The sequence below is a fragment of the bacterium genome (assembly GCA_016708315.1).
Lineage (GTDB): Bacteria > Zixibacteria > MSB-5A5 > CAIYYT01 > CAIYYT01 > JADJGC01.
In genome coordinates this window covers 112,501-136,623 of sequence record JADJGC010000007.1, presented here as the reverse complement: position 1 = coordinate 136,623, position 24,123 = coordinate 112,501, and the positions used below count along the sequence as shown (strand labels likewise).

The following is a 24,123-nucleotide window of genomic DNA, read 5'->3' as shown; positions in this document are numbered from 1 at the left end:
TGGAGTCCAAGCCTTCACTGGTCGCTATAAGAATCTTGATGCGGCCAAGAAAACGCCCGCTTCGGAGTTGACCTCCAAAGCGGGCGTTGATTTTAGGGGCGAATTGTGGGATTAGTTACAAGAGGCGCACGGTGCAGGACCGCCACCGAAGATGAAACTAATCAAGAGAACGGCATCAGAAATATTGACGGATAAGCTACAATCAGCATCAGCCGCCAAAAGCGGATCCGGAGCCGGGCCGCCACCAAAGACATAGTTAATCAAGAAAACAGCATCGGAAATGGTGACTTCGTCACTGCCATCGGCATCGCCGCAGACGTAAGGCGCCGCAACAACCAGGCTGAGTGCCTGATCATCGGTGCTGCCGGTAGCGTCGACGACGCGAGCCGTGAAGTTCAGGGTTGTGATCGTATTCGGCGTGCCGGAGAGCAGTCCCGCGGCAGAGAGCGTCAAACCTGATCCACTAAGATTGTTGTTGAGATCACTCCAAGTCTTGGCGCCGGTGCCATCCTGAGCTGTGAGCTGCTGGGAATAGGCTTCGTTTTGTACAGCGGTCGGCAATGACGTTGTTACGATCGCCACAGCCGGATTCAGCTGAACCGAGAACGGTTTCTCGGCAAATGCGCCGACTTGGTCGACGACACGTGCCGTGAAGTTGAGAAGCCCGCTGATGGTCGGCGTTCCAGAAAGAAGTCCCGTAGAGGAGAGCGTAAGGCCACTACCGACGAGATTTGAGTTCTTGTCGGTCCAGCCTGCCGCACCAGTTCCTCCGGTAACCAACAGCGTCTGAGAATACGGACGTCCGACTGTCCACTGTGGCAATACGGAGGTCGTGATATTGAGTGCCGGATTGACAGTGAAGCTGATGCTTTGGTTGTCAAAGGCGGAGGCTTCGTCAGTCACTTGCGCGATAAAGCTGATCGGTCCAGCGAAGATCGGAGTACCGGTGACAACACCGGCTGATGAAAGCGAAAGTCCGGTACCGCTTAAGCCGCCGTTACCGTCAGTCCAATTGAGTACGCCTACTGCGTTGATAGCTTCAAGTTGCTGAGAATATGCGGTGCCAGCCGTCCAATTCGGGAGCGATGACGACGTGATTTGCAGGGCTGTTGAAGCACATTCATACTGATTGACGGCAAACGCGTCAATGGCAGCTTCGACGACTGAGCCGCTGTTTAGATCGGCGGCATCGAAGCGCATTTTCATCTGTGCGGTCGGCGCGACGAATTGACTGGCCATGAAGGAATGTTCAACCCATCCTCCAGCGGCTTCGTTAATCGGTCCAACGGTTTCGACCAAGGTCCAGCTGCCGCCGTTGTTGTTGGAAATATAAACGGTGAAGACATCGTTGTTCGGGTCGGCGCCGAAGTTGTTCGAATACCAGCGAGCGTAGCTGATGCGAGCATCGCCGGCGGAAAGGTCGAACACCGGAGTGGTCAACGAGGTGGTGCCGCCATCGACGTCGGTGTCGCCGCTATTGCGATCGGTGACGAAGCATTGGCCAGAGCCATCATAATCGGTCGGCGGGTCACCGCGATCTCCGCCACCAAGCGGGATACCACGGTTCCAGATGCCGGCGGTTGCGGTACTGGAGACTGTCCAGCCCAAGTTAGTTTCAAAGTTGTCCGCAAATGGGACGGTTGAGCCGGTAGCGACAATCGCCGAGAACGGTGATGAAGGCGAGGGATTGCTGAAGACGCCGTTAGACTGTTCCTGAGCGGAGATGTAAAAATCGACAACGCTGAGACAGCTTGCGCCCGGAATAGTAGCTTCGTAGAGACCGGCTGAGACTTGGGTAGTTGCAACTTCCGTCCAGAACCCGCCGTCCACGCGATACACTAACTTGACGGTGTTAGGAACCAAGATACCGCCAAGCGCACCGGAGACTTGAATTTCAAATGAAGTCGGGGCATTCGGTTCGATGAGGTCAGGAACTCCGTTGGGATAGGCAAAGTTGAGCGATGCCAAAGGAATCAAGACGCCGACAGCGTTCCAAGCTTTGGCAACTTGAGTTGCCCAGGCACCGGTTGAGTCGAGGTCTTCAGCAGCGGTGACGGTCGCCAGGGCTGCGTTGTAATAGGTGATTCCAGAGGTCCAATAGAACAGATTGGCGCGAGCGGCGACTTTGATAGCAGCGTCGTAGCCAATTCCTGAGACTGTGATGCTATGGAATGTGCCGCCGTCGGAGAGCAAGTAGTACCACTTGTTGCCAACGCCGGAGTTGGTATGCACACCGCAATAGTCATTGAACTGACTGGGCGTACAACCATTGACATCGATCCAGTTCGGGTCGGATGTGCCATAGTATTCGGGGTCGCCGTATTGAGGCGGGTTCGACATGGAGCGGAAACCGGCGCCAGAGGTCTGGCCGTTTTCGCCCATCAACCAATCGGGAGTATCAAGACTATCGAATTCAAATTCAAAGGCGGCACCCATCATGTCGGAGAATGACTCGTTGAGTGCGCCGGATTCTTTTTGATAAACGAGGTTAGAGCCGTTTTCCGTAAAGGCATGACCCCACTCGTGAGCGATCACGTCGGGGCAACCGGCAAGCGAACGCCAGCCTGATCCAGCGGACCAGACGACGATACGGCTGCCGTCCCAATAGGCGTTGTTATTTCCCTCGCCTGAGTAGTTGACGATTGTCAACATTGATGTACCGGTATTGGTGTAGCTGTTGCGGCCGAAGTTGTGGAGCCACCAATCGTAAACGAGAGCCGAGTAGACGTGACCGTCGACAGCGGCTGCTTGCGAACCACCGGCATTCCAAATGTTGTCGGCATCGGTGGCGATTGCGCCGGGCAGCGTTGACGATGCGATATTGGTTTGTAGGTAGTTGCCAGCCGGCATTTGGCCATCATGGCCGTGTGGGTCATTGGCGGTTTGGCGCGTGTTGTTGCGCATTTGGTAAGTTGAGCCAGTGAAGTCAACATCAAGGTGGTTGCGAGGCTGACCCATAACATTGACGCCGGTGCCAACGGCATCGACATCCATGATGCGGTTAGCTTTGAAGACGACGGCGCCGGTCTTGGCATCGACGAAATATTCCCAGCGGCCCATCGGAGTATCGGAATAGATGAACAGACGATAGCAAAGGTAGGTTGTTCCCTCCCAGGGGAAGATTACCAGTTCCGGTTCAGCAGGATTGCCTGCACCGAAAAATGATTTCAGATCCTGAATAGCGAAATCAGTTGCCGCATTGGCAGCAATGGCGGGTGTGACATCAAGATTGAGGTCAGCCTCGGTGTGTCCGTTGAGAGAACGCATAACGCCGTTAGCGGTGAAATGGGCGACCATTTCCCCACCGATGACTTTGAGACCGCGATAGTATTGATCAAGGCGCAGATGGCGCATGCCGGTGAGATCGGTGTCTTCCCGGAGAAGCACTATTTCTTGCGCAGGATTTTCGATTCTAAAAGCGCCACGATGTTTCTCGAGAAACTGGATGGCAGTGGATAGTTCGGCACCGCGAGCCACAGGGCTCGACAGATCACCTTTGACATAAGTCGGAACGCCCCGCTCATTTTGATGATAGAGTTCAACATTCTTGTCGGTTTTAAGAAGGTTGGGGCCAAATTTCGCGTCGTCAGAAGCTCCTGAAGCAGTGGCAGAAAATGCCAAAGCGAATGAAATCAGAAGTGACGAGCAAAAACGTCCAATAAACATGCTCTCCTCCAATCGGCACATGTGCGTGGCGCAGAAATTCTTGATGCCAAAAGACACCATTGTTGCTCGGTAGTATAGGTTTAAGACCTCTTTGTATATAAGGCATTTTATTAATTAGTCAATTGTTTTTGGGCTGCGCCTTGAGCCTACAATCAGGTGTAAAATTGTCTGTGTCTTAAGTGCAACAAGGAATTGCGGGAGCGGTGGTTAGGCGTGTGAGCTGGTGTTGCATAGACAAAGTCGGTCGAAGTTTTAACCTTGCTTTTGAAGGTAGTCGAAGTTATTGTCGGTATAAGCAGAATGCGCCCGGTCGGTTGCTTCGGATATTGTCCTCCGATCGGTCAGATGTGCCACAATCCAATTTTAGCAATGGGAGAATTATGATTAGCTGCAAGGCACTTGTTGCCGCGCTGGTGATCTTTGCCCTGTTTCTTGCTGCAGGATGCAGCCAGAGCAGCCTCAGTCAAGGCGAACGCGCCCTTGAGATGGGGAACTACCAATTGGCGATTGATCATCTCGAGTCGGCGTTGAAGGAGAAGCCAACGGACGCCAAGGTGATGCGCTCTTTGGGACAGGCATATTATCACAAGGGCGACTTCGCCAAGTCAGAGACTTACTTGGTTGAGGCACAGAAGAGCCTTCCGAATGACGGAATAGTGTCACTGTATCAGGGGATGATCGCCGAGAACAAGGGCGATTTCGCTGGAGCTGAGAAGTTCTATCGCAGTTATCTGGCGAAGAACGGGAAATCGAAGGCAGCGGACGCAATTCGTGGGCGGTTGCTATTCGTACAGAACGAAAACCTGCGGCTTCAGGTTGCCAATGCTGTGAAGCAGGAAGATGCGATTTCGAAGGAAGTGCCGGCTCAGAATACGGTAGGTGTATTGCCGTTTGCCGTACACAACAAATCGGATGAGACGACGCGATCACTTGCGACCGGATTGCAGACGGTGACGTGGTATGATCTGTCTTCGATTGAGGAACTTCAGGTGGTCGAAAGACTCGAATTCAAGTATCTGATCAAGGAATTGGAACTGGCGGAAGAAGGATTTTCAGACAAGAATTCCGCGCCGCGACTGGGCAAGCTGGTTCGCGCCGGGAATCTGGTGAATGCTAGTGTAGACAAGCCGAACGAAAGTTCATTCACGTTGAATTCGGCGTTGGTGAACACTTCGGACGCGGCATTTAAGCCGACCTACGGCAAGGACGCGAAGCTCAAAGACGCGATGAAGATGCAAAAGGATATGGTTCTATCGGTGGTCGACAGTCTGGGTATTGATGTTAAGGGAAGCCGCAGACAAACACTAAAGAAGGCACCGACAGAAAACTACGAGGCGTTCTTAGCGTTTAGTCAAGGCGTCGAGTTGTATGACAACGGCGAATTCGTGAAAGCGAAAAGCATGTTTGAGCGTGCAATGAGTCTTGATCCGAAATTCAATCTCGCGCGTCAACTTGCGAACGATGCAACGTTGTTGGGAAACAACTCAGGGCCGATCAACACGTTTGATACAAAGATTCTGTCGACGCTGGTAAACGACGATGTGATTTTCTTCGATCCGGTGACTCATGTCATCAACATAACTGACCCCGGCGTAGTTGATCCGCGCACGCAGGATCAACCGCAGGAAAACAGCACAGGCACCGCAACCGTCTCCGGGACGATCAGGTAAGGAGCGGAATGATGAAGAATACAATAGTCTTATTGGTGGTGCTGTTGATGGTTGCTCAGACAGCGTTCGCAGAGACCAAGAAGTCATCGCAAGCGACAGTGTTTTACCTGCTCAATTCGTGGAAAGCTGAAGTGGATTCCGAGCCGGTGCAGACACTGAAGGAAGTGGTGTTTGGATTGAGCGCGGCGCTGCAGACCAGCGAACGGTTCTTGTTTGAGCTGGATGGGACAATGGCAAACGCGAATCTTGATCCTGAAGTTGAAGGAGCTGAAGATCTGTCGTTGTCATCGCTGAATGACACGAGAATTGCGGCGACGTTTTTCTCATCAGCCGGACTGACGTCTCTTACTGCGATGGCGAATTTGCCAACGGGTAAGACGAAATTGGATGAAGAGCAGTATATAATTGCTTCGTCGGTAGCGGACAATTCGCGCAAGTATCTTGTCAGAAGATTCGGGCAGGGTCTTGATCTGGGCGCACAAGGAATGGTCCATCCGAAGGCGGGTAATCTTGCATTTCATCTCGGCGCCGGGTACATGCTTAAGGGCAAGTTCCAGGCACGGGAGAATGACACCGAGAAATACAAGTTCGGCGATGAAATCTCGGCAATGGCGGGGTTTGGTTATCAGAAAGACAAGATCGCGTTCATGGCCGATGGATCGTATACGATGTACATGAAGGACAAGGTCGGAGACGCTGAGGTGTTTCAAGCGGGCGCAGCGATGGTGATTCGCGGCAGCGTGTCCTACACGGACGTTGTGAACTTCACGACCGGTGTCGCCGTGCTGACTCGCGGCAAAGGCAAGGTTCAGGATGCGTCTGCTGGATCGGAATTGGTTGACGAAGCCGAGAGATCGGGGCGCAACGAGTTTCTGTGGTATGGCGGAGTTGGGTATCCGGTCATGGAGAAGCTGCGAGTCAATGGGCGCTTGGAGTATCAGAATTTTAGCGAAAACGACTATGGCAAGGATACGCCGTTGTATCGTCCGAAGTCGAATTACTTTGGCATCGGCGGCGGCGGCAGTTATGCGTTCACGCCGAATTTCTTTGCCAGCACAATGGTCACTCTTTATTCCGGCAAAGTTGATATCTCCGACAACTATGAAACGGATTTGTCGGGACTGGGATTGATCTTCGCTTTGACGTATAGGGTGATGTGAGGATAATGATGAAAATAAGAAATGTAATACTATTGTCGCTGTTGATGCTTGCCGTAGTGGCAGGCGGATGCAGCAAGGATCGCACGACGACGCCGGATGAATCGAATGCCGCCAATGTGTCGGTGCGACTGGAGAAGACATCGCTGACTGCGCGGATAGACTTGATGCGACTGACAGTCTTCCAGAGTGAGTCGTTAATCACTCAGGCAACGACAACAGTCGTTGATGGAGAATTCACTTTTGGCGGCGTTGTACTTGAGGTGGGAGACTATATTTTTGTCGTGGAAGGAATTGATATACTTCCGGACGACAATCAGATTGTGATTTATGGCGGTCAGTCAGAAGTGACGATTGATGCAGGTCTGAATCCAATTACAGTAATCGATGTTCGTCCTGTTGCTCCGATGGTTCGAATTGCGCCATATGAGCAGTTGACGGCGGCGGCGGCGACGTTCACTTCTCAATTGGAAATCTGGAATATTCCCGAATTCAGAAACGGGCAGTTCACCGTCGAACTTGATCCGGCAAGAGTTAGATTTGTCGACGCGACTGCTGCAAATGATGATTGGGGCACGCTGAACATCATCAGTGAAGTGATCGAAAATCAGCTCAGGCTAACGGTGACTCGTACCAGCGAAAGCGACGTTGTACCAAGTGATGAGGCTATCATTAATCTTTCGTTCTCAGCGATTAGCGCGGGGACGACTACGCTGGAACCGGTGATCGTCGGGATGATTGATGATGAGGGTAACATTCCGGGATTGGCGACTGTTTATGAAGAAGCACAGAATGTAACAATCGTTGGCGGCGGCGGCGGTGACCGCGGTGTGTTGACGGGACATGTGACGGCCGCAACAACGGGTGGACCTTTGGTGGAAGCACAGGTTTCGATAACCGGCCCAGCCAACAGAACGACGACGACGAACAGCGCAGGCGTGTATCTTTTTGATGATCTTCAGTACGGGACGTACGAAGTTACCGCGACGATCTCGGGTTACATAACGTTGTCGCGCACGATTGTACACAACGCGGCGTTAACGACCTCGGAGTTTGCATTGACTGAGCAGTTGGCCCAAGGGCAGTTCCGTATCGTACTGTCGTGGGGCGAGACTCCGACCGACTTGGATGCACACTTCTGGACTACCGTAAGTGAACAAGTTTATGAAGTTTATTACGGTGACCAGGGCGTCGCGAATGAGCCGCCTTACGTGATACTGGATACTGACGATCAGGACGGGCTGGGACCGGAAACGATCACGATGTTCCAACTGTCGAGTACAGGCGTCTTCGCAGTCAAGAACTATGTCGGAACGCCGGCGATTACGGAGTCGAATGCACAGATTGAAGTGTACTCGACGACTGGTAAGATTGCCAACTTCAGCGTACCGACGACTGGTACCGGAGTTTGGTGGTATGTGTTTGATATTTCGCCACAAGGTGTGATAACTACACGAAATACGATTTCGGATACTCCTCCCCTACCGTCACAAGACGGCTCGCCGGGTATGCCGGCGGTGAAGCAGCTGCGGTAGAAGTAGCAAATAATCACGCGATTGAGGGCGGACAGCAATGTCCGCCTTTTTTTTGTGTCAGTTGAAGGAAATTGGTTGGTGTCGTGATACCAATTTCAGGTGCGAGCGATGACAGACAGGAATGTCTGCCCCGGGGGGGCGGGCGCCGGGCGGAGACAGGAATGTCGGTCGTACCGGTATTTGTCGGAGGACTGCATCGGCACCCACCGCCCCGTGAACAGGATTTCGTTGCGATCAACAAGCGCTGGGACACCGGCGAATCGGTGTCAATTTGGGTAAAGACCCGGGCTGGATTCCCGCTTTCGCGGGAATGACCTACAGGGAGGAAAGTGACATGAATGAGATCATTCCTATAGCAAAGTGGCTTTTTCAACAGTCCCCAAGCGTTGAGGCACCGGGCAAGAGCCCTCACCTCCCGCGAAGCGCGGGATCTTCGACCTTCCCCTCTCTCCCGCAAGGCGGGACTTGGTCGGCCGGTGGGAGAGGGGAAACTACGGCTTGTAAGAAGCGCAGTGGTACAAAAGATGACAGACAGGAATGTCTGTCCTACCAGCATTCGTTGGGGGATTGCATTGGCACCCAGCGCAAGCGCTGGGGCACCGACTTTGGATAGCAAACGGTGTGGTGGAGAAGAGGACAGACAAGAATGTCAGTCGTACCAAAGTCGGTTTGTGTTAATTTTCGGAATCGGTGGTGTCGTCGAGGAGTTCGATGCCCTTTTGGGCACGGAGGTCTTGAATTTTATCGATGACGCGATCAAGTTGACGCCGACGGGTGCCTGTCAAATCAACGAAAGCCTTTTGCGAATCTTCTAATCTCTTCCCTACAGTATCCATTTTGTCAACGAACATCTTCCATTGCTTGTCGAATGAGTCGACTGCGAGAAGGATTTGTTCGGATGCGCGCTCAAAGGCAAAGTTGTCAGAGGCTTGGCGAATCACGGCCAGGATTGCATAGAGAGTCAGCGGCGAGCAAATGATGACTTTGCTGCGCATGGCATCATCGAGAAGTGCGCGATCTGACTCGTGGATGAAAGCGTAAACCTGTTCGTTGGGAATAAACAGCAGGACGTAGTCGACGGTCTTCTCTACCGGATTGATGTAATCGCGGCCGCAGACGGCTTTGACGTGATTGCGGACATCACGGAGGAAGTCGCTGCGATAGCGGGACTCTTCGGTTTCGTTGCCTGATTCCAGATAACGCAGATAGTTGTCGAGCGGGAATTTGACATCCATGTTGAGCATCAAGCCCTGCGGCAGCGGGAAGCTGAAGTCGGGGCGCGAGCGGCCCTCGTTCATTGTTTTCTGCTTGTAGTAATTTACATTCTCGATAAAGCCGGCAAGCCTGAGGACATCCTCTGCCATGCGTTCACCCCACTGGCCGCGTGCCTTGGTGGAGGCGAGAGCTTCACGAAGCGAGTTGGCGGTCTGCAACAATGATTGCACTTGCGCCTGATGCGATTTGAGGCTGGAGTCGAGTTCGCCGTATTTGGTGGCGCGATCTTTTTCGAGGCCGACCATTAGTTGTTGGACCTTGTCGAGTTCGGTTTTGACGGACTTGAGAGATTCGTCGATGAGGCCCTTCTTGGAGTCGAGTTCCTTGACGTGGACCTCGCGGTCGGATTCCATCAGGGACTTGCGAAGTTTGAGGAATTCGTCGTTGGCTTTGGTTAAAGCTTCGCTGGAAAGGCTGCCGAAGCTCAATTTGACGTGTTCGATAACGCGGTCGATATCTTGCTGGCGACGGACATCGCTGTCGCGCAGGAGTTCATCGGCAATGGCACGAGCTTCTTCCTTTTGGCGCGACTTGAGCAGGTAGATAACTGCGGCTCCAAGTGCGAATCCGACAATGAATGTGATGATTGCTGTGATCATAGCCTTTTCCAAGGAGTGATATAGCGAACTTGGACAGGACTGTCAAGGCGAGATGTGATTGAGGAACGTGACTACACTTTGAGGAAGCGCGTAAGCACGTCTTTGAGCTGTGTGCGCTCGATGTCGCGGCGCAAGGTGCCCTCGTAGGCGATGGAGATTTCGCCGGTCTCTTCGCTAACGACCATGCAGATAGCGTCGGATTCCTCGGTGATGCCGACGGCGGCTTTGTGGCGCATGCCGAACATTTTCAAGTAGGCCGGATTTTGCGAAAGGGGCAACATGCAGGCTGCCGCAATGATGGTGTCGCCACGGATAATGATGGCGCCGTCGTGGAGCGGCGTGTATGGCGTGAAGATGGTGGTGATCATTTCCTCCGAAACGGAGGTATTGAGTTCTTTGCCGCTCTGGATGAAGTCCTTGAGACCAACGGTGCGTTCGAGGACGATGAGTGCGCCGTGTTTGAGAACGCTGAGGCGCATGGCGGCACGGGTGATTTCGTCAACTGAGACTGATTCTTCGGTGCGATAGAAGAATCGAACGACTCGCGAGTGGCCGATCTGCGCGAGTACGCCGCGGATTTCGGGCTGGAAGAGAATTACCAGCACGACAAAGCCGACGGTGGCGAGATTTGTAAAGAGCCACATCACGCCCTGAAGTTGGAACCAATAGGCAAAAAACGCGAGGACGAAAAGTAGAGTCAGTCCGGTGATCATTTGCGCGGCGCGGGTGCCTTTCATCAGGGAAAGGAACTTGTAGAGGATTGTTGCGACTACAGCGACATCGATAAGGTCGACGAGGGTGAATTTGAGAAACTTGTAGGTGAAGAGTTCCACTACGGTGTTCCTCTCAATCTAATTGCGAGATCGACGGCCTGGCGGGTTTCGGCAACATCGTGGACGCGAACGGCAGAGGCACCGTTGAGTACAGCAGCTGTTGCGGCAGCGATTGAACCGGCAAGCCTGTTGCCTGAGTCAGCTCCTGTCAGACGGCCAATGAAGGATTTGCGCGAGGCGCCGATCAAGACCGGTTTGCCGAGGGACTTGAGTTGAGAAATTGAGCGTAAGATCGAAAGATTGCCTTCGAGATCTTTGCCAAAACCAATGCCTGGATCGACCATAATTTTGTCTGGAGCGACACCAGCGGATTCGGCCTTCGTAATTGCCACAGACAGATAGTCGACTATTTCGCCGATCAGGTCTGAGTAAGCGGTGTCCTGCTGCATTTGCTGGGGCGTGCCGCGCATGTGCATCAGCACCAGACCGGCATTGTGCTTTGCGGCAACCTGCGCCATTTCAGGATCGTGGTGGAGAGCCGAGATGTCGTTGATGATGGAAGCGCCGGCTTCGAGCGCGGCGCGAGCAACGGCAGATTTGGTGGTGTCGATGGAAATCGGGACAGAGCACTTCCCTGCCAGTTCGGAAACGACTGGTATGACGCGCTGGAGTTCTTCTGATTCAGAGACTGGCATTGCACCGGGGCGCGAGGATTCACCACCGATGTCGATGATATCGGCACCCTGCTCGACGAGGCGCAAGGCTTGAGCAACAGCAGCGGATGGATCGAGGAAGTATCCGCCGTCGGAAAAAGAATCGGGCGTGGTATTTACCACGCCCATAATTACAATTCGATAATGATTGTTAAAAAGCCGAACTAAGTCGAAATCGCGTCGTCGAGCTTCTTTGTGCATTAGGCAGTACGCAAGTTGACCGGAATCTTGTCAAGTTTCTCGCCGCGCATGATCCGGTCAATTTCATCGCTGTCGAGAATCTCGTGATCGAGAAGAGCGGTTGCAAGCATGTGTAGCTTGTCGAGATTGCCCTGGAGAATCTCTTCGGCGTTGTTATAAGCGCGTTCAACGATGCGACGAATTTCGTCATCAATCGCCTGCGAGGTCTTCTCAGAATAATCGCGATGCTGGGCTATTTCGCGGCCAATAAAGATTTCCTCGCGCGATTTGCCGAAGGTCAACGGTCCCAGCGCATCCGTCATACCCCACGAGCAGACCATTTTGCGAGCCAGGTCGGTGGCGCGTTCAATGTCATTGCCTGCCCCAGTAGTGAGCTGGTCAAAGACGAGCTTCTCAGCGGCACGGCCACCCATCAAGTAGATGAGCTTGGTTTCGAGATATTCCTTGGAGTAGGTGTGCTTCTCTTCTGTCGGGAGGAAGCTGGTTACGCCAAGGGCGAGACCGCGCGGAATGATCGTGACTTTGTAAACCGGGTCAGCCTTGGGAATGAGTTTGCCGACGAGCGCATGTCCGGCCTCGTGATAGGCAGTAGTGCGCTTTTCTTCTTCGGAGATGACAAGCGAACGGCGCTCGGCACCCATCATGACTTTGTCTTTGGCTTGCTCAAAGTCGCGCATGGTGACCTTGTCGCCGTTGCGACGTGCAGCCAACAGAGCGGCTTCGTTGACGACGTTTGCCAGATCAGCTCCCGACATACCGGGAGTACCTCGGGCGATCAACTTGAGTTCGACATCGTCGGACATGTTGATCTTCTTGGTATGGACCAAAAGGATGCCTTCGCGGCCCTTCACGTCGGGCAGATTGACGATGATTTGGCGGTCGAATCGACCGGGTCGCAGAAGTGCCGGATCGAGTACGTCGGGGCGGTTAGTAGCCGCGACTAGGATGACGCCTTCGTTGGATTCGAAGCCGTCCATTTCGACCAGAAGCTGATTCAAAGTCTGTTCGCGTTCGTCGTGGCCACCGCCAAGACCGGCGCCACGGAGTCTGCCGACGGCATCGATTTCGTCGATGAAGATGATGCAGGGGGCGTTTTTCTTGCCCTGATCGAACAAGTCACGGACGCGAGACGCACCGACACCGACGAACATTTCGACGAAGTCGGAACCAGACATCGAGAAGAACGGCACACCTGCCTCGCCAGCGACGGCGCGGGCAAGAAGGGTTTTTCCGGTTCCGGGAGGACCGACGAGCAAAGCGCCTTTGGGAATCTTGCCGCCGAGCTTTTGGAACTTACCGGGCTCTTTGAGGAATTCGATGATTTCAGCGAGTTCTTCTTTTGCTTCGTCAGCACCGGCAACATCATTGAAGGTGACTTTTGGACGATCCTCGGACATAAGTTTGGCTTTGGACTTGCCGAAGGAGAAGAGCCCCTTGGGTCCGCCGCCCTGCATTTGGCGCATGATGAAAACCCACAGCAGGATAATCAAGAGAAATGGAGCAAGGGTTATCAGGTAGCCGATCCAACCATCATCGGATTTTTCCGCGCTGATCTTGACGCCGGCTTCGCTGAACTTGTCGACCAGGTCGGTATCGGCAAATGGGATACGAACGAGGAAGTTCGCGACGCCCTCGGTACGTCCTTTGGCACTTTCGGGAAGGTATTTAGCTTTGAACTTGCCACGGACTTCGCGCTCGACAAATGTCACTTCGGAGATGTTGTCCGAGCTTAGCTGGGCGAGCATTTCGCTGTAAGTAATTTCGGCGCGATCAGCTTGCGGCGCGGACAAGAAGCGAACGGCGACGAAGATGATCATCAAGAAAATCGCCCAGAAGAGGATGCTCTTGGAGTTCTTCTTCCAACTACTGTCTTCCTTCTTGGGCGGTTCCTCCCCGCGACGAGGTTTTTGGGGCGGTTGATTTGATTGTCTAAAGAGATTCTGGTTCAATTATATTCTCCAGCTTAAATTTACGAACTCACTTCATCACGATTTAACACCGCAATATATGGCAGGTTCCGGTACTTCTCGGAATAATCGAGACCGAAACCGACAACAAAATCGTTTTCTATGTCAAAACCAACATACTTTATCGGCACTTCGACTTTGCGATTGGCCGGCTTGTTCAGCAAAGTAATTACGTTAACCGAGCTTGGTTTCGCTAACTCAAAATCCTCAAGCAGGATACGGAGAGTGAAACCGGAGTCGACAATGTCTTCAACGACCAAGACGTGGCGATGGCGGATGTCTATTGACAAGTTCTTGTAGAGATCGACGACGCCTGACGAGATATCGGAATTGCCATAGGAGCGGGCGGAAATGAAGTCGATCTGGAGATCAAAATCCAGCTTCAGCGCCAATGTTGCCAGGAAGACGAAACTTCCTTTGAGAGTCCCCAAGAGCACCGGATTCTTGTCGCGGTAGTCATGGCGAATCAAATCTGCCAATTCAGAAATGCGCGACTCGAGTTGTTCCGGGCTGATGAGAATGCGATGTTTGTGAGCGATATCAAATGCCTCGATAAGGTTTTACCTCCAACTGGACCACTGTTTTAGTAGTATCGGTAACTTTATAATCTTCGCAAATCGCCAAGCCGACGACCCAGACGATTTTGTCGTCACACAAGACAATCGGAATCTCATCGCGCAACGGACGGTCGACCTTCGCGTCGATCAGAAGGTCGGAGAGCTTGCGATGTCCCGACATGCCGAGCGGGCTGAATTTGTCGCCCTCGCGAACGGAGCGAACTGTTAGTTGACCGCGCAGTTTGGCTGCGTCGAAATAGACACGCAGATTCTGACCGCTGCGCAAGTCGTCACGATTGACCGAAGCTCTAGGTATCCGGGCGAAAGAAAACTCTGCCCAGAAAGCGGCGGCCTTGGTCTTGCCGGTGCGCTTGATTGCAACGGGCCGAGTTGACGGAGATCGGCGATAGATGTACATCACGCGATCACAACGCTCGGCGAAGATTCCGGCCTTCAAATCGACAAGGTCGGTTGAACCGGAAGCGACTTCAAGTACGCGCTCGCTGGTGCCAAAATCGAAATCCTTGAGCGAGCCGTGCATACGTTCGTAGCACAGTGCGATCACAAGCCGCTGTAACATTGGATAATAGAGGTGGAATTTATCCAAATCAAGAACAATTTTCCCGCCCGCAGTGGTGCGCGCATCGGTTGCGATTAGTTCGTCGGCAATCTGCCTGAGAGCGTGCTCCTGTTCCGAAAGCAATCTTGCGGCGCGGTGAATGTTGCCGGGCAACGCCTCACCAAATAGACTCGCCATTTGCGGCAGAAGTTGCAGGCGAACGCGATTTCGCAGGTAATTAGTTTCGAGGTTGGAGCCGTCGGTGCGGAACTTAATCTTGTTAGCCTTGAGGTAACTCTCGATTTCAGTGCGACTGTAATTGAGCAGCGGTCGGATAATGTTGCCCTCCCGGGGATTGATTCCGCCCAGTCCGAAAGTACCGGCGCCTCGGCCAAGATTCATGATGACGGTTTCGACGTTGTCGTCGCGGTTGTGGCCGGTGGCGATAAAGTCGATGTCGTGCTTTTCGCAGAGTTCGTCGAAGTATTCGTAACGAATCCGGCGGGCGTTTTCCTGGAGATTGGATTTCGCCATTGCACCGATTGGGAGTTTCTTCACGAAGAGCTTGACGCCGAGCTTCATGCAGAGGTCCCGGCAGAATGCTTCGTCGGCATCGGAGTCTTTGTGCCGCAAGCGATAGTTGATATGTGCGGCGAAGAGCTTGAATTTGAGCGATTTCGACTCCCGAAGAAGCAGGTGCAGGAGCAACGTTGAATCGGGTCCACCAGAAAGTGCGACGAGGATGGACCTTGCCGGGGGGATTTGCAATTCGAGGTCGTTGGCTTGGGTCTTAGGACGGTTCATAACATCCAATATAAGAAGTGGTTGGGCTTGGACAAGGCAGGAAAGTTGGTGGAACTGTATTGAAAACCGAACGTTTAAAGAATGGGTCTTCTTTACTTGATTCTACGAGGTGTTCGTTTGCGTATACGTACGATATTGCTGCATTTCATGACAATCTCCATGATATCGATTGCCGGATTGAGCGCGCAGAATGTAAGCGTGAGAGTTGAAGACGCATACTCCCGCGCTGGAGAGCTAGGGTATGTGCGCTTTCTGTGTAACACCAACGTTCCGCTTGCCAGTCTGATTGTCCCGGTGAAGCTAGTGAGCGACGACCTTACGATTGATTCGGTGGTTTTTTCGAACTTGGTACCGGCGAATCTATACGTACTCAATTCACAACTATCGAACGCCAGGCGGCGCGGATTTGTGCATATCTTGCCGAAGATAAGCGATGATATAGCAACATTTTATGCCTATGATGAAGAGGTTTTCCGCATCTACTATCGGGTGAAGTTGAGCGCTGACGAGGGCCAAATTCCGGTAGATACGTTTTACAATCGTTTCTACGATGCTGGTTTCTGGATAACTGAAGAGATTCAGGCCTCGGATGGACTTGGCAGGACTATTCGGCCGGATTTTCAATCCGGTTCGATTTGGACAGATCAGACGACTGATGTTGACAGCGAAGCGGAACTCATTCCCAGAGAGTTTGCGCTGGAGCAGAATTTTCCTAATCCGTTCAACCCTTCCACTACGATCTCATTCGCAGTGCCGAGGGCTGGGCGGGTGACGCTTGAGATTTACGATATTCTCGGGCGAAAGGTGGCGACGCTGCTGGATGAAAATGTCGAGTCAGGACAGCATTCGGTAGTGTGGAGTGCAGAAAGTGCACCATCCGGGATGTACTTTTACAAGTTGAACCACGCCGGTGGTTCAATTCTGCGCAAGATGGCGATTATCAAGTAGTTAAGACAAATCAAAGCTCAAGATTCATTGCATTGATTCCGAAACAGACAAGGGGAGCCATGTCCGGCTTCTCTACTGATAAGGAAAAAATGGCAATTTCAGCAGGCACAAAACCAGCGGCGCCGCGTATCGGCGAATATGAGATAATCCGTAAGATCGGCGAAGGCGGACTAGCGGAGATATTTCTGGCGCGTCAGCGATCGCTGAACCGGTTGATTGCCATCAAGGTGCTCAAGAAGAAGATCTCGGCGGATCATGATCTGGTGAGACGATTTGAGCGCGAAGCTACTACTCTTGCCAAAATGTCGCATCCCAACATTGTGCATGTCATCGACCGGGGCGAGGATAACGGGCGGTTGTTCTTTGCGATGCAATTCGTTGAAGGCACGAATTTTAAGGACATATTGCAGAACTCGGACTGGCCGACACGCAAGCGGCTTGAGATTGTTATTCAGGTATTAAAAGGGTTGGATTACGCACACAAGAACGGAGTTATCCATCGCGATATCAAACCGGCGAATATTCTGATTGATCCGGAAGACAACGCGCTGGTTGCGGATTTCGGAATTGCGCAACTGCTGGAGATTGACACTTCGGAGCGAACCGAGACGGGTGTCGTTATGGGGACGTATGCCTATATGTCACCGGAACAGCGGGAGAATTCGGCGACGGTTGATCAGACGACGGACATCTATGCTGTCGGAGTGATGCTCTATGAAGTGCTTACAGGACGCAAGCCGGAAGGACGATTTAAGCTGCCGACGGAGTTGAATCCGCAGCTTTCGACGGGATTTGATGAGATAGTCAAGAAGGCGCTTCAACCGGACAGGCGCGACCGTTACCAAAAAGCGGTAGAGATGAAGGATGCCCTTCTGGCGGTGATGTATCATCGAGAGAAGACAGGCACGACTGAGCCGCCTTCAACGAAGATTAAGAGTTTTGTGGGCAACTGCTCGTTTCTTGATACGCTTAAGGAAGGGACATATAGTTCGACCTATCTTGTCGAAGATCGCGGTACAAGGGCATTGTATGTTATCAAGAAGCAGAACAAGCCGGATATTGGGCTACGCGAATCGAAGCTTCTTTCGAATTTGAATCATCCGAACATCCTTCGCGTCCACGGTGCGGGCAGTGATGATGCGAAACTGGTGTTGGTGATGGATTATGCGCAAGGAGGATCGCTTTCCGATCGGCTGGTCAAACCGATCGAGTGGCGCGACGCGCGGAATTTGATGCTCCAGATCGCCCGCGGAATGGATTTTGCGCATAAGAACAATATTATCCACGGCAATTTGAAGCCATCGAATATCGTTTTCGATGCGGAAGATGTGCTGAAGATTTCGGACTTTGCGTTGATGGCGAATGTCGAGAAGAATTCGGTGAACTGGTATGCGGCACCGGAAAGGCGCAAGAGCAAGCAGGCAGATATCTATTCGGTGGGGATCATATTTTATCAGCTCTTGACCAACCGAATACCGAGTTTTGACACCCACGGCAAATTCATGTGGATCGACAGCAATCGGGTTACCGGCGATTTTCAGCGCAAGCTGATTGAGCAGATGATTGCGACTGCGCCGGGTCAGCGATTCAACTCATTTTCGGAGATAATCACGATGCTGGAGTCTGAGGGTTGTTCGCAGAAGGCATCGGCAAGCACCGGAATCGACTATTCGCTTGACGAAAACACCAAGAAACTGCTGATTTGGGGCGGGATATTCCTGTTTACATTGATATTGATAGTGCTGTATTTGAGCGACGCCCTGCCCTTTTAGCTTACTCCCCGATTTCAACTGACATAATCGGAAATAGGTCGAGCAACAAAATCCTTGACAATTTGCGTCTTAGGAATATAATCGTGTTTCTACTTAGACGTCCCTATCGTCTAGTGGCCTAGGACACCGCCCTTTCACGGCGGCGACACGGGTTCGACTCCCGTTGGGGACGCCAATTGAAAGCAATCCACTGGCTTAATCCCCCACCCTTTTTTTTCTTTTTTTTTTCGGTACTCCAGCCAACTCGCCAATTACGTTTACGAGCTCGGTGTTGCTTGGTACGACGACCTTGGCATTGTTCTTGAGGGATTCCTCGACCGCCTGCAGTTTGCGTAAGATCTGGGCATTTCCGACAAAGTATTGATTGGCAGCTTCATTGACCAACTTGATGGCCTGCGCTTCGCCTTCGGCTTCAAGGATGCGCGCCTGGCGGATGCCTTCGGCCTTCTTGATCTCCGCACGTTTCGTACCATCAGCAACGGTTTCGGCCGCAGTTGCGAAGTCGACGGCTGCGACCTTTTCGTTCTCGGCCTTAACAACCTTGTTCATCGTTTCCTGCACATCGCGCGGCGGATTGATTTCCTTGAGCTCGGAGCGAACAATCTCGATTCCCCAGCTTGAGGTTTCGTTGCGAAGTGTTTTCTGCAACTCTGAATTGATGCGCCCACGTTCGCTATTGGCGGATTTGAGCGACATAGTGCCAATGATGTTTCGAAGAGTCGTGCGGGAGAGCGCAACAATCTGGATGCGATAGTTGTTCACGTTGTATTGGCAGTTCTTGACGCTATCCTCATCGCTCTTGACCTTGAAGTAGATTTGGGCATCGACCATGGCATTGAGGTTATCATTGGTGATAATTTCCTGCGGATCGGCGTCCACCATTTGTTCGGTCACATTAACAATGAACATGCGTTCGATTATCGGAATCACAAATTGAAAACCGGGATTGCCAAAACGATTGTATTTGCCCAGCCGTTCGATCAAACCACGGTGAGTCGGTCGAATGATGCGAATTCCAATCAGGAAAAAGAAGATTGGGATTAACAGCAGCAGCCAGTAGCTATAATTGGATTCCATTGCAGCCTCCACTTGGGAATAATGTACGACATAAAGGTACACTTTTGGCAAGGATGGCGTCAAGCGGAATCGGAAGAATCGGCAAGTGGCGATGTTAATCGCAGGGTCAGGATACGTTCTGATTGGTGAGCTGCGGGATGGCGCAGAAATCGATCCAGCGGGAGCGGAAGAGCTCGAGTTGGAGGTCGCGTTCGGTGGTTAAGGCGGCGAGGAAGCGTGAATAGGACTCAGTGCAGATTTCGGAATCGGTTGGGAGCGATTCGCGGTGGCGTTCCAAGTCGATGACTGAGACGTCAAAGTCGTGCCATGCGCCCAACGCCTGATGTAGTCCGAGAAGATGTTTGTCAATATTGTCGAAGTAATTGTCGTCGGTCGGAAACTTGCGGAGGACTTCGAGCACGTAACGGGTCTCTTTGGAGAGTATGCGTACGGCGTGAAAGTGGGCTGATTCAGAATCGCCATCGAGAGTCACATCGTGAAGACTCTTGAGTAATTGTTCGAAATGTTGACGAATCAGAAGTGCCATCTTGTCGTTGTCGATCGGGTCAAGCAATCTACCGATTTTCCTCACGCCGCGACCGACAAAACTCAAATCGAAATCATCGCAATGTGCTGCGAAGCGTCGGCGGTGGTAAAGCTCTTCGGCTTTGAGCAAATTGTAATACCAGTCGAGCCTTAGCCCGGAATCGTCCATGTAACGTCTGGTGATGTCCATTTCGAGCTGGTAGTGACGGACTTTGCCGGCACGCTTGAAGAGGCGATTTAACCGCGGAAGGATTTCGGACGAACGATCTTCTGCCAGAATCGAATCGACGAGGAGCAGGCAGGCACGAAGGCGTTTGATGTCGACCCGCATCTCATGAATCGCTTCGCGACCGAAGTGACGGGAAGAGAGTTTGTAGTCGCTGTCGAGTTTTTCGACGAGCGAGCGAAGATGTGCAACAACCAGGCGTTTAGGCATAGGACTGATCTTAGTCGCCGGGCTCGAGTGCGGACTTCAGCTGCTTCTCGTAGAGAATGTGAATCAGACCGTCGGAAAGGCCGATTTGCGGGACGAACAGCTGATCGCTCTGTGCCCATTTCATGATCGAGAGGAAGATTTCGCACGCCGGTACGATGACATCAGCGCGATCGGGGCGCAGACCAAGAAGAAGGATGCGTTCTTCATAGGTGTAGCTGGTCAAGGCTTTGTAGATGGTCTTGAGACGTTTATGGCTGAGGGGTTTGCCCTCTTTCTTGCGAGCGAGGCGGAAGACTTTATTGATATTGCCGCCACTGCCGATGATGACGGGCGAGTCGAGTTCCCTGGTTCTGATTTTTAGCCAATTGCGAAGTCCCTGCCAATCTTCGTCGGAGATTTGGTCCTTGAGGATGCGAATCGTGCCGATGCGGAACGAAGTTGAGTCAATGCACTGGCCCTTGTGCATGATACTGATTTCGGTGCTGCCGCCGCCGACATCGACGTAGAGGGTGGCGCGATTGGGGACGAGGGAACCTTCGACCTGGTTGGAATAGATGATTTGCGCTTCGCGACCGCCATCGACGATTTGGAGTTCGATTCCGGTCGCTTTAAGAATTTCGTCGGCAATTTCCTGACCGTTTTCGGCCTCGCGCATTGCTGAAGTTGCACAGGCCATGTAGTCGAGCGCGTCGTATGCGGCAATCAGGCTCTTGAAGCCGGCCATCGTTTGCACCAGTCGCTCTGCTTGTTCGGGGGAGATTCGCTGATTGGAAAAGACATCTTCACCGAGTCGAATCGGCATACGGATGAACGACTCTTTCTTGAAGTAAGGCGATGCGCCATTCTGCATAACGCGGGCAAGGAGCAATTTCACTGCGTTAGAGCCGATATCGATTGCGGCAAATTTCATCGTTGGTCTCTCCTTTCGTGGTAAGCAGTCAGTATCACGGTCTTAATGGGAATACGGATTCTGCCTTGTGTTGACGCACAGAAATCAATGGTGCTGAGCAATATCCTGCTCGCTTCGGTTCAACGGTACTGAGGCGCGGTCGCGCAAGTAATCGTAAATCGCCCACTGTGCTCTGACGGCTTGCGCGCCATCGGTCTGGCGGAATTGGTTGGTCAGTTCAGCGTCGAGAATACGCGCCTTGACGTTGTCATTCCATTGAATTCCGAGATATTCCTGGAGTTCGAGCTGAAGCAACGGATCGTAAATTGGACAAGTGACTTCAACGCGCTGGTCGAGGTTTCGTGTCATTAAGTCGCCGGAAGAAATGTAGTACACGGGTTTTCCGCGATTGAAGAAGGCGTAGATTCGAGAATGCTCAAGGTATTTATCGACAATGCTGATAGCTTCGATTTTCTCGCTGAGGCCTTCAATACCGGGCTGGAGCGAGAACATTCCGCGAACAATCAGGCGCACTTGAACGCCGGCCTGGCTGGCTTCATAAAGGGTGCTGACAACTTCCGAGTCGACCAGATTATTCAGTTTGAGGAAGATCTGAGCCTCTTGCCCATCGCGGGCGGCGCGAATTTCGCGACGAATACAGCGAATGAGGCGCGAGCGCATGTCAAAAGGTGCGACAATCAAGTGACGGAATTCGGAAGTCTTGTAGTTGTTCTCGAAGAACTCGAACAGCTTCTGAACCTCTTTGGCGATGCCGTGATGAGCGGTTAAGAGGCAGTGGTCACTGTAAACGCGAGCGGTGTCTTCGTTGAAATTGCCGGTGCCGACAACGGCATAAAGCGCACGGCGACCTCGCTCATTGCGGCTGATCAGACAGAGCTTGGCGTGGACCTTGAGACCCGGCACGCCGAAGATGACTTTGACGCCTTCTTCCTGAAGTCGATTCGCCCAACCAATGTTGGCCTCTTCATCGAAGCGCGCCTGAAGTTCGACAACGGCGACGACGGATTTGCCGTTTCGAGCGGCGTTGATCAGGGCGTTCATAACGCTGGAGTTTCGAGCGGCGCGGTAGATGGTCGTTTTTATCGAATGGACCTGCGGGTCGATTGCAGCTTCGCGCAGAAGGTCGATGACGTGGTTGAACGAATGATAGGGATAATGAAGTAGGATGTCCTGGCGTTGGATGATCTTGAGGATGCTCTTGTTCTTCACTAAACCTTTATGAGGGATACTTGGCGTTGGCGTATAGCGCAAGTGCTGGAGTCCAAAGTCGGGGAACTTCATGAAGTCACGGAAGTTGTGGTAGCGCCCGCCGGGGACCAGGGTATCGTGCTCGGTGCTTAAGCCAAGCTCGACAAAGAGCGCATCGCGCAGTGAGGGCGGCATTTGCGCATCGTAGATAAAGCGCACCGGACTGCCGTCCTTGCGTTGCTTCAAGCTGCGTGAGAGCTTCTTGATGTAACTTTGGGCGAGATCTTCGTCGATGTCGAGTTCGGCATCGCGAGTGAGTTTGATAGTGAACGCTTCGATAGTGTCGTAGTCGAATAGGTTGAACACGTCGTCGAGGCCGAAGCGGACGACATCTTCAAGCAGGATGATGTACTTGCTGTCGCCGATTGACGGGAGCACAATCAAGCGCTGAAGGATGTCAGTCGGGATTTCGATTAGGGCGTGCTTGCTTTTGCGTGCAGAATCGCCGCGAGTCATAATGACTGCGAGATAGATGAACTGGTCGCGCAGATCGGGAAAGCGTTGGTCTTCGTCGATTATGATCGGACACAACTTGGGGCGGACTTCTTCCTGAAAGAACTGACGAACGAACTCGGACTGCTCCTCGTTGAGCTGTTTTTCGTTGACGATGTAGATGCGGTTGCGGCTTAGTTCAGTCAGCAGGTCGCGGTAGACGTTGTCGAATTGTTCGTGTTGTTCGAGAACGATTTCCTGGACTTCCTTCAGTAGAGCCTTGGGATCGAGTCCGGCGAGCTTCTTGGATTTCTTTCCAAATTGCACGAGTCGGCGGAGTGTTGCCACCCTGACGCGAAAGAATTCGTCGAGATTTGAAGAGACGATTCCCAAGAAGCGGATACGTTCGACGAGCGGGACATTGGGGTTAGCGGCTTCCTGCAAGACTCTTGAATTGAAGGAGAGCCAGCTGATTTCCTTGCTGGTTTGCCTGTTCTTCATCGACTGATATAATCCATTCTCTGGCGTGCCGGTCAAGCGGATTTTTCGGATCTGATTACTTTCGCAAGGCGGCGAGCGAGTATCTCGGATGCTTCCTCAATCTCGCCGCTTAGTTTGTCAGCGCCGGAATCGTGAAGTTCGTTAATTACGAAGCGGAGCGCGGGTTCGATTTTGGAGCGCAATTCACGGCGGAGTTCCTTCGCTGATGGGACTGCAACCTCGGTGGCGGCAGCGGAGTCCTCCCCCTCGGGACTACGGCCATCGCCGGGCAGGATGTCACGCCAACTTTCCTTTTCGATAACAATTTCGACAACGCCGGCCTTGGGCAAGTCAGACTCGAAGCCAAGCAACAGACTCGAAGCGAACTCTTCGAGCGACGGGTTATGTCCGAACAAGAGAACTGTATCGTGATGGTCTTCCGTTTCGCGAATTACGTTGAATAGGGATTCGGCATCCATGGCGTCATAAGCGGATTGCTTGAGCGCGATTTTTTGGATGGGATATCCGAGTTCGGCGGCGAAAACGTGTGCAGTTTCAAGTGCGCGATTGGCAGGACTGGACACAAAGAGGCTGGGAATGACGCCTTTGGATTTAAGTGCTCTGGCAGCTCGTCGGGCGTCTTTTTGGCCAGCAGGCGTAAGAGCACGTTCTAAGTCGGACAGATGCTTGTGTCGATCGGCGGCTTTGGCATGTCTTACGAGAATGAGGGTTTTCATTTCATATCTCCGAAAATCTCAATGAGTTTCCGTTTGAATATTCGAGCGATCGCGGCGTGACTTGCAAGTCACAACCGGATTA

18 protein-coding genes and 1 tRNA gene are annotated in these 24,123 nt (G+C 52.5%); 7 read left to right on the top strand and 12 right to left on the bottom strand.

All coding sequences use genetic code 11. From position 1 onward, the window contains the following. Window positions 1–111 precede the first annotated feature (111 nt). The gene (locus IPH59_08525; protein ID MBK7091751.1) at window positions 112–3,666 is read right to left on the bottom strand and encodes a M4 family metallopeptidase; all 3,555 of its coding nucleotides are present in this window, start codon (window positions 3,664–3,666) and stop codon (window positions 112–114) included. A 380-nt stretch (window positions 3,667–4,046) separates the two neighbouring features. Between IPH59_08525 and IPH59_08520 the strand changes: the two genes are divergently transcribed. The 4 genes from IPH59_08520 to IPH59_08505 all read left to right on the top strand — a co-directional run bounded on the left by IPH59_08520 (window position 4,047) and on the right by IPH59_08505 (window position 8,342). Then, entirely contained in the window at window positions 4,047–5,336 is a 1,290-nt protein-coding gene (locus IPH59_08520) for a tetratricopeptide repeat protein (GenBank protein MBK7091750.1), read from the top strand. Window positions 5,337–5,344: 8 nt separating this feature from the next. Beyond that, a complete protein-coding gene (locus IPH59_08515) occupies window positions 5,345–6,496 on the top strand; it encodes a hypothetical protein (protein MBK7091749.1) in 1,152 nt (383 codons plus the stop codon). A gap of 5 nt (window positions 6,497–6,501) precedes the next feature. Next, the gene (locus IPH59_08510) at window positions 6,502–8,028 is read left to right on the top strand and encodes a carboxypeptidase regulatory-like domain-containing protein (protein ID MBK7091748.1); all 1,527 of its coding nucleotides are present in this window, start codon (window positions 6,502–6,504) and stop codon (window positions 8,026–8,028) included. 161 nt (window positions 8,029–8,189) lie between these two features. Next, window positions 8,190–8,342 carry a hypothetical protein gene (locus IPH59_08505; GenBank protein ID MBK7091747.1) on the top strand — a complete coding sequence of 51 codons (153 nt, stop codon included), beginning with the start codon at window positions 8,190–8,192 and terminating at the stop codon, window positions 8,340–8,342. 360 nt (window positions 8,343–8,702) lie between these two features. On the opposite strand, the gene rmuC is transcribed toward IPH59_08505, so the two are convergent. The 6 genes from rmuC to tilS form a co-directional block, all read right to left on the bottom strand. Then, the gene (gene rmuC, locus IPH59_08500; GenBank protein ID MBK7091746.1) at window positions 8,703–9,902 is read right to left on the bottom strand and encodes a DNA recombination protein RmuC; all 1,200 of its coding nucleotides are present in this window, start codon (window positions 9,900–9,902) and stop codon (window positions 8,703–8,705) included. Between the two features lie 71 nt (window positions 9,903–9,973). Further along, window positions 9,974–10,735, bottom strand: a complete 762-nt coding sequence (locus IPH59_08495; protein MBK7091745.1) for a TIGR00159 family protein — start codon at window positions 10,733–10,735, stop codon at window positions 9,974–9,976. Further along, window positions 10,735–11,589 (bottom strand): dihydropteroate synthase, encoded by an 855-nt coding sequence (folP, locus tag IPH59_08490; GenBank protein ID MBK7091744.1) that lies wholly within the window; start codon window positions 11,587–11,589, stop codon window positions 10,735–10,737. The genes IPH59_08495 and folP overlap by 1 nt, the downstream gene beginning before the upstream one ends. Next, window positions 11,589–13,406, bottom strand: coding sequence for an ATP-dependent zinc metalloprotease FtsH (gene ftsH, locus IPH59_08485; protein ID MBK7091743.1), 1,818 nt, complete (start codon window positions 13,404–13,406; stop codon window positions 11,589–11,591). Before ftsH ends, folP begins: the two co-directional genes overlap by 1 nt. A 152-nt stretch (window positions 13,407–13,558) precedes the next feature. Continuing rightward, window positions 13,559–14,095 (bottom strand): hypoxanthine phosphoribosyltransferase, encoded by a 537-nt coding sequence (hpt, locus tag IPH59_08480; protein MBK7091742.1) that lies wholly within the window; start codon window positions 14,093–14,095, stop codon window positions 13,559–13,561. Between the two features lies 1 nt (window position 14,096). Then, complete coding sequence (gene tilS / locus IPH59_08475) at window positions 14,097–15,476, bottom strand: tRNA lysidine(34) synthetase TilS (GenBank protein MBK7091741.1); 1,380 nt, start codon at window positions 15,474–15,476, stop codon at window positions 14,097–14,099. A 117-nt stretch (window positions 15,477–15,593) separates the two neighbouring features. Here tilS and IPH59_08470 point away from each other — a divergent pair, with 117 nt between their 5' ends. The 3 genes from IPH59_08470 to IPH59_08460 all read left to right on the top strand — a co-directional run bounded on the left by IPH59_08470 (window position 15,594) and on the right by IPH59_08460 (window position 18,371). Continuing rightward, entirely contained in the window at window positions 15,594–16,424 is an 831-nt protein-coding gene (locus tag IPH59_08470; protein ID MBK7091740.1) for a T9SS type A sorting domain-containing protein, read from the top strand. Window positions 16,425–16,513: 89 nt separating this feature from the next. Further along, entirely contained in the window at window positions 16,514–18,196 is a 1,683-nt protein-coding gene (locus IPH59_08465) for a protein kinase (GenBank protein ID MBK7091739.1), read from the top strand. Between the two features lie 99 nt (window positions 18,197–18,295). Then, window positions 18,296–18,371: transfer RNA gene (locus IPH59_08460), tRNA-Glu, on the top strand. Between the two features lie 20 nt (window positions 18,372–18,391). On the opposite strand, the gene IPH59_08455 is transcribed toward IPH59_08460, so the two are convergent. The 5 genes from IPH59_08455 to IPH59_08435 form a co-directional block, all read right to left on the bottom strand. Beyond that, window positions 18,392–19,273, bottom strand: a complete 882-nt coding sequence (locus IPH59_08455; GenBank protein ID MBK7091738.1) for an SPFH/Band 7/PHB domain protein — start codon at window positions 19,271–19,273, stop codon at window positions 18,392–18,394. Window positions 19,274–19,379: 106 nt separating this feature from the next. After that, complete coding sequence (locus IPH59_08450) at window positions 19,380–20,234, bottom strand: CHAD domain-containing protein (GenBank protein ID MBK7091737.1); 855 nt, start codon at window positions 20,232–20,234, stop codon at window positions 19,380–19,382. Window positions 20,235–20,244: 10 nt separating this feature from the next. After that, window positions 20,245–21,144, bottom strand: a complete 900-nt coding sequence (locus IPH59_08445) for an exopolyphosphatase (GenBank protein ID MBK7091736.1) — start codon at window positions 21,142–21,144, stop codon at window positions 20,245–20,247. A gap of 84 nt (window positions 21,145–21,228) precedes the next feature. Continuing rightward, complete coding sequence (gene ppk1, locus IPH59_08440; protein ID MBK7091735.1) at window positions 21,229–23,325, bottom strand: polyphosphate kinase 1; 2,097 nt, start codon at window positions 23,323–23,325, stop codon at window positions 21,229–21,231. Window positions 23,326–23,357: 32 nt separating this feature from the next. Continuing rightward, window positions 23,358–24,041: a histidine phosphatase family protein gene (locus tag IPH59_08435; GenBank protein MBK7091734.1), complete on the bottom strand. Its 684-nt coding sequence runs from the start codon at window positions 24,039–24,041 to the stop codon at window positions 23,358–23,360. Window positions 24,042–24,123 lie beyond the last annotated feature (82 nt).

Coding starts and splice junctions, on each gene's coding strand:
- folP (MBK7091744.1), bottom strand. CDS start 11,589: ATGCACAAAGAAGCTCGACGACGCGATTTCGACTTAGTTCGGCTTTTT.
- rmuC (MBK7091746.1), bottom strand. CDS start 9,902: ATGATCACAGCAATCATCACATTCATTGTCGGATTCGCACTTGGAGCC.
- IPH59_08515 (MBK7091749.1), top strand. CDS start 5,345: ATGATGAAGAATACAATAGTCTTATTGGTGGTGCTGTTGATGGTTGCT.
- tilS (MBK7091741.1), bottom strand. CDS start 15,476: ATGAACCGTCCTAAGACCCAAGCCAACGACCTCGAATTGCAAATCCCC.
- ppk1 (MBK7091735.1), bottom strand. CDS start 23,325: ATGAAGAACAGGCAAACCAGCAAGGAAATCAGCTGGCTCTCCTTCAAT.
- IPH59_08465 (MBK7091739.1), top strand. CDS start 16,514: ATGGCAATTTCAGCAGGCACAAAACCAGCGGCGCCGCGTATCGGCGAA.
- IPH59_08455 (MBK7091738.1), bottom strand. CDS start 19,273: ATGGAATCCAATTATAGCTACTGGCTGCTGCTGTTAATCCCAATCTTC.
- IPH59_08505 (MBK7091747.1), top strand. CDS start 8,190: ATGTCGGTCGTACCGGTATTTGTCGGAGGACTGCATCGGCACCCACCG.
- IPH59_08445 (MBK7091736.1), bottom strand. CDS start 21,144: ATGAAATTTGCCGCAATCGATATCGGCTCTAACGCAGTGAAATTGCTC.
- IPH59_08435 (MBK7091734.1), bottom strand. CDS start 24,041: ATGAAAACCCTCATTCTCGTAAGACATGCCAAAGCCGCCGATCGACAC.
- IPH59_08525 (MBK7091751.1), bottom strand. CDS start 3,666: ATGTTTATTGGACGTTTTTGCTCGTCACTTCTGATTTCATTCGCTTTG.
- IPH59_08510 (MBK7091748.1), top strand. CDS start 6,502: ATGATGAAAATAAGAAATGTAATACTATTGTCGCTGTTGATGCTTGCC.
- IPH59_08450 (MBK7091737.1), bottom strand. CDS start 20,234: ATGCCTAAACGCCTGGTTGTTGCACATCTTCGCTCGCTCGTCGAAAAA.
- ftsH (MBK7091743.1), bottom strand. CDS start 13,406: ATGATCATCTTCGTCGCCGTTCGCTTCTTGTCCGCGCCGCAAGCTGAT.
- IPH59_08520 (MBK7091750.1), top strand. CDS start 4,047: ATGATTAGCTGCAAGGCACTTGTTGCCGCGCTGGTGATCTTTGCCCTG.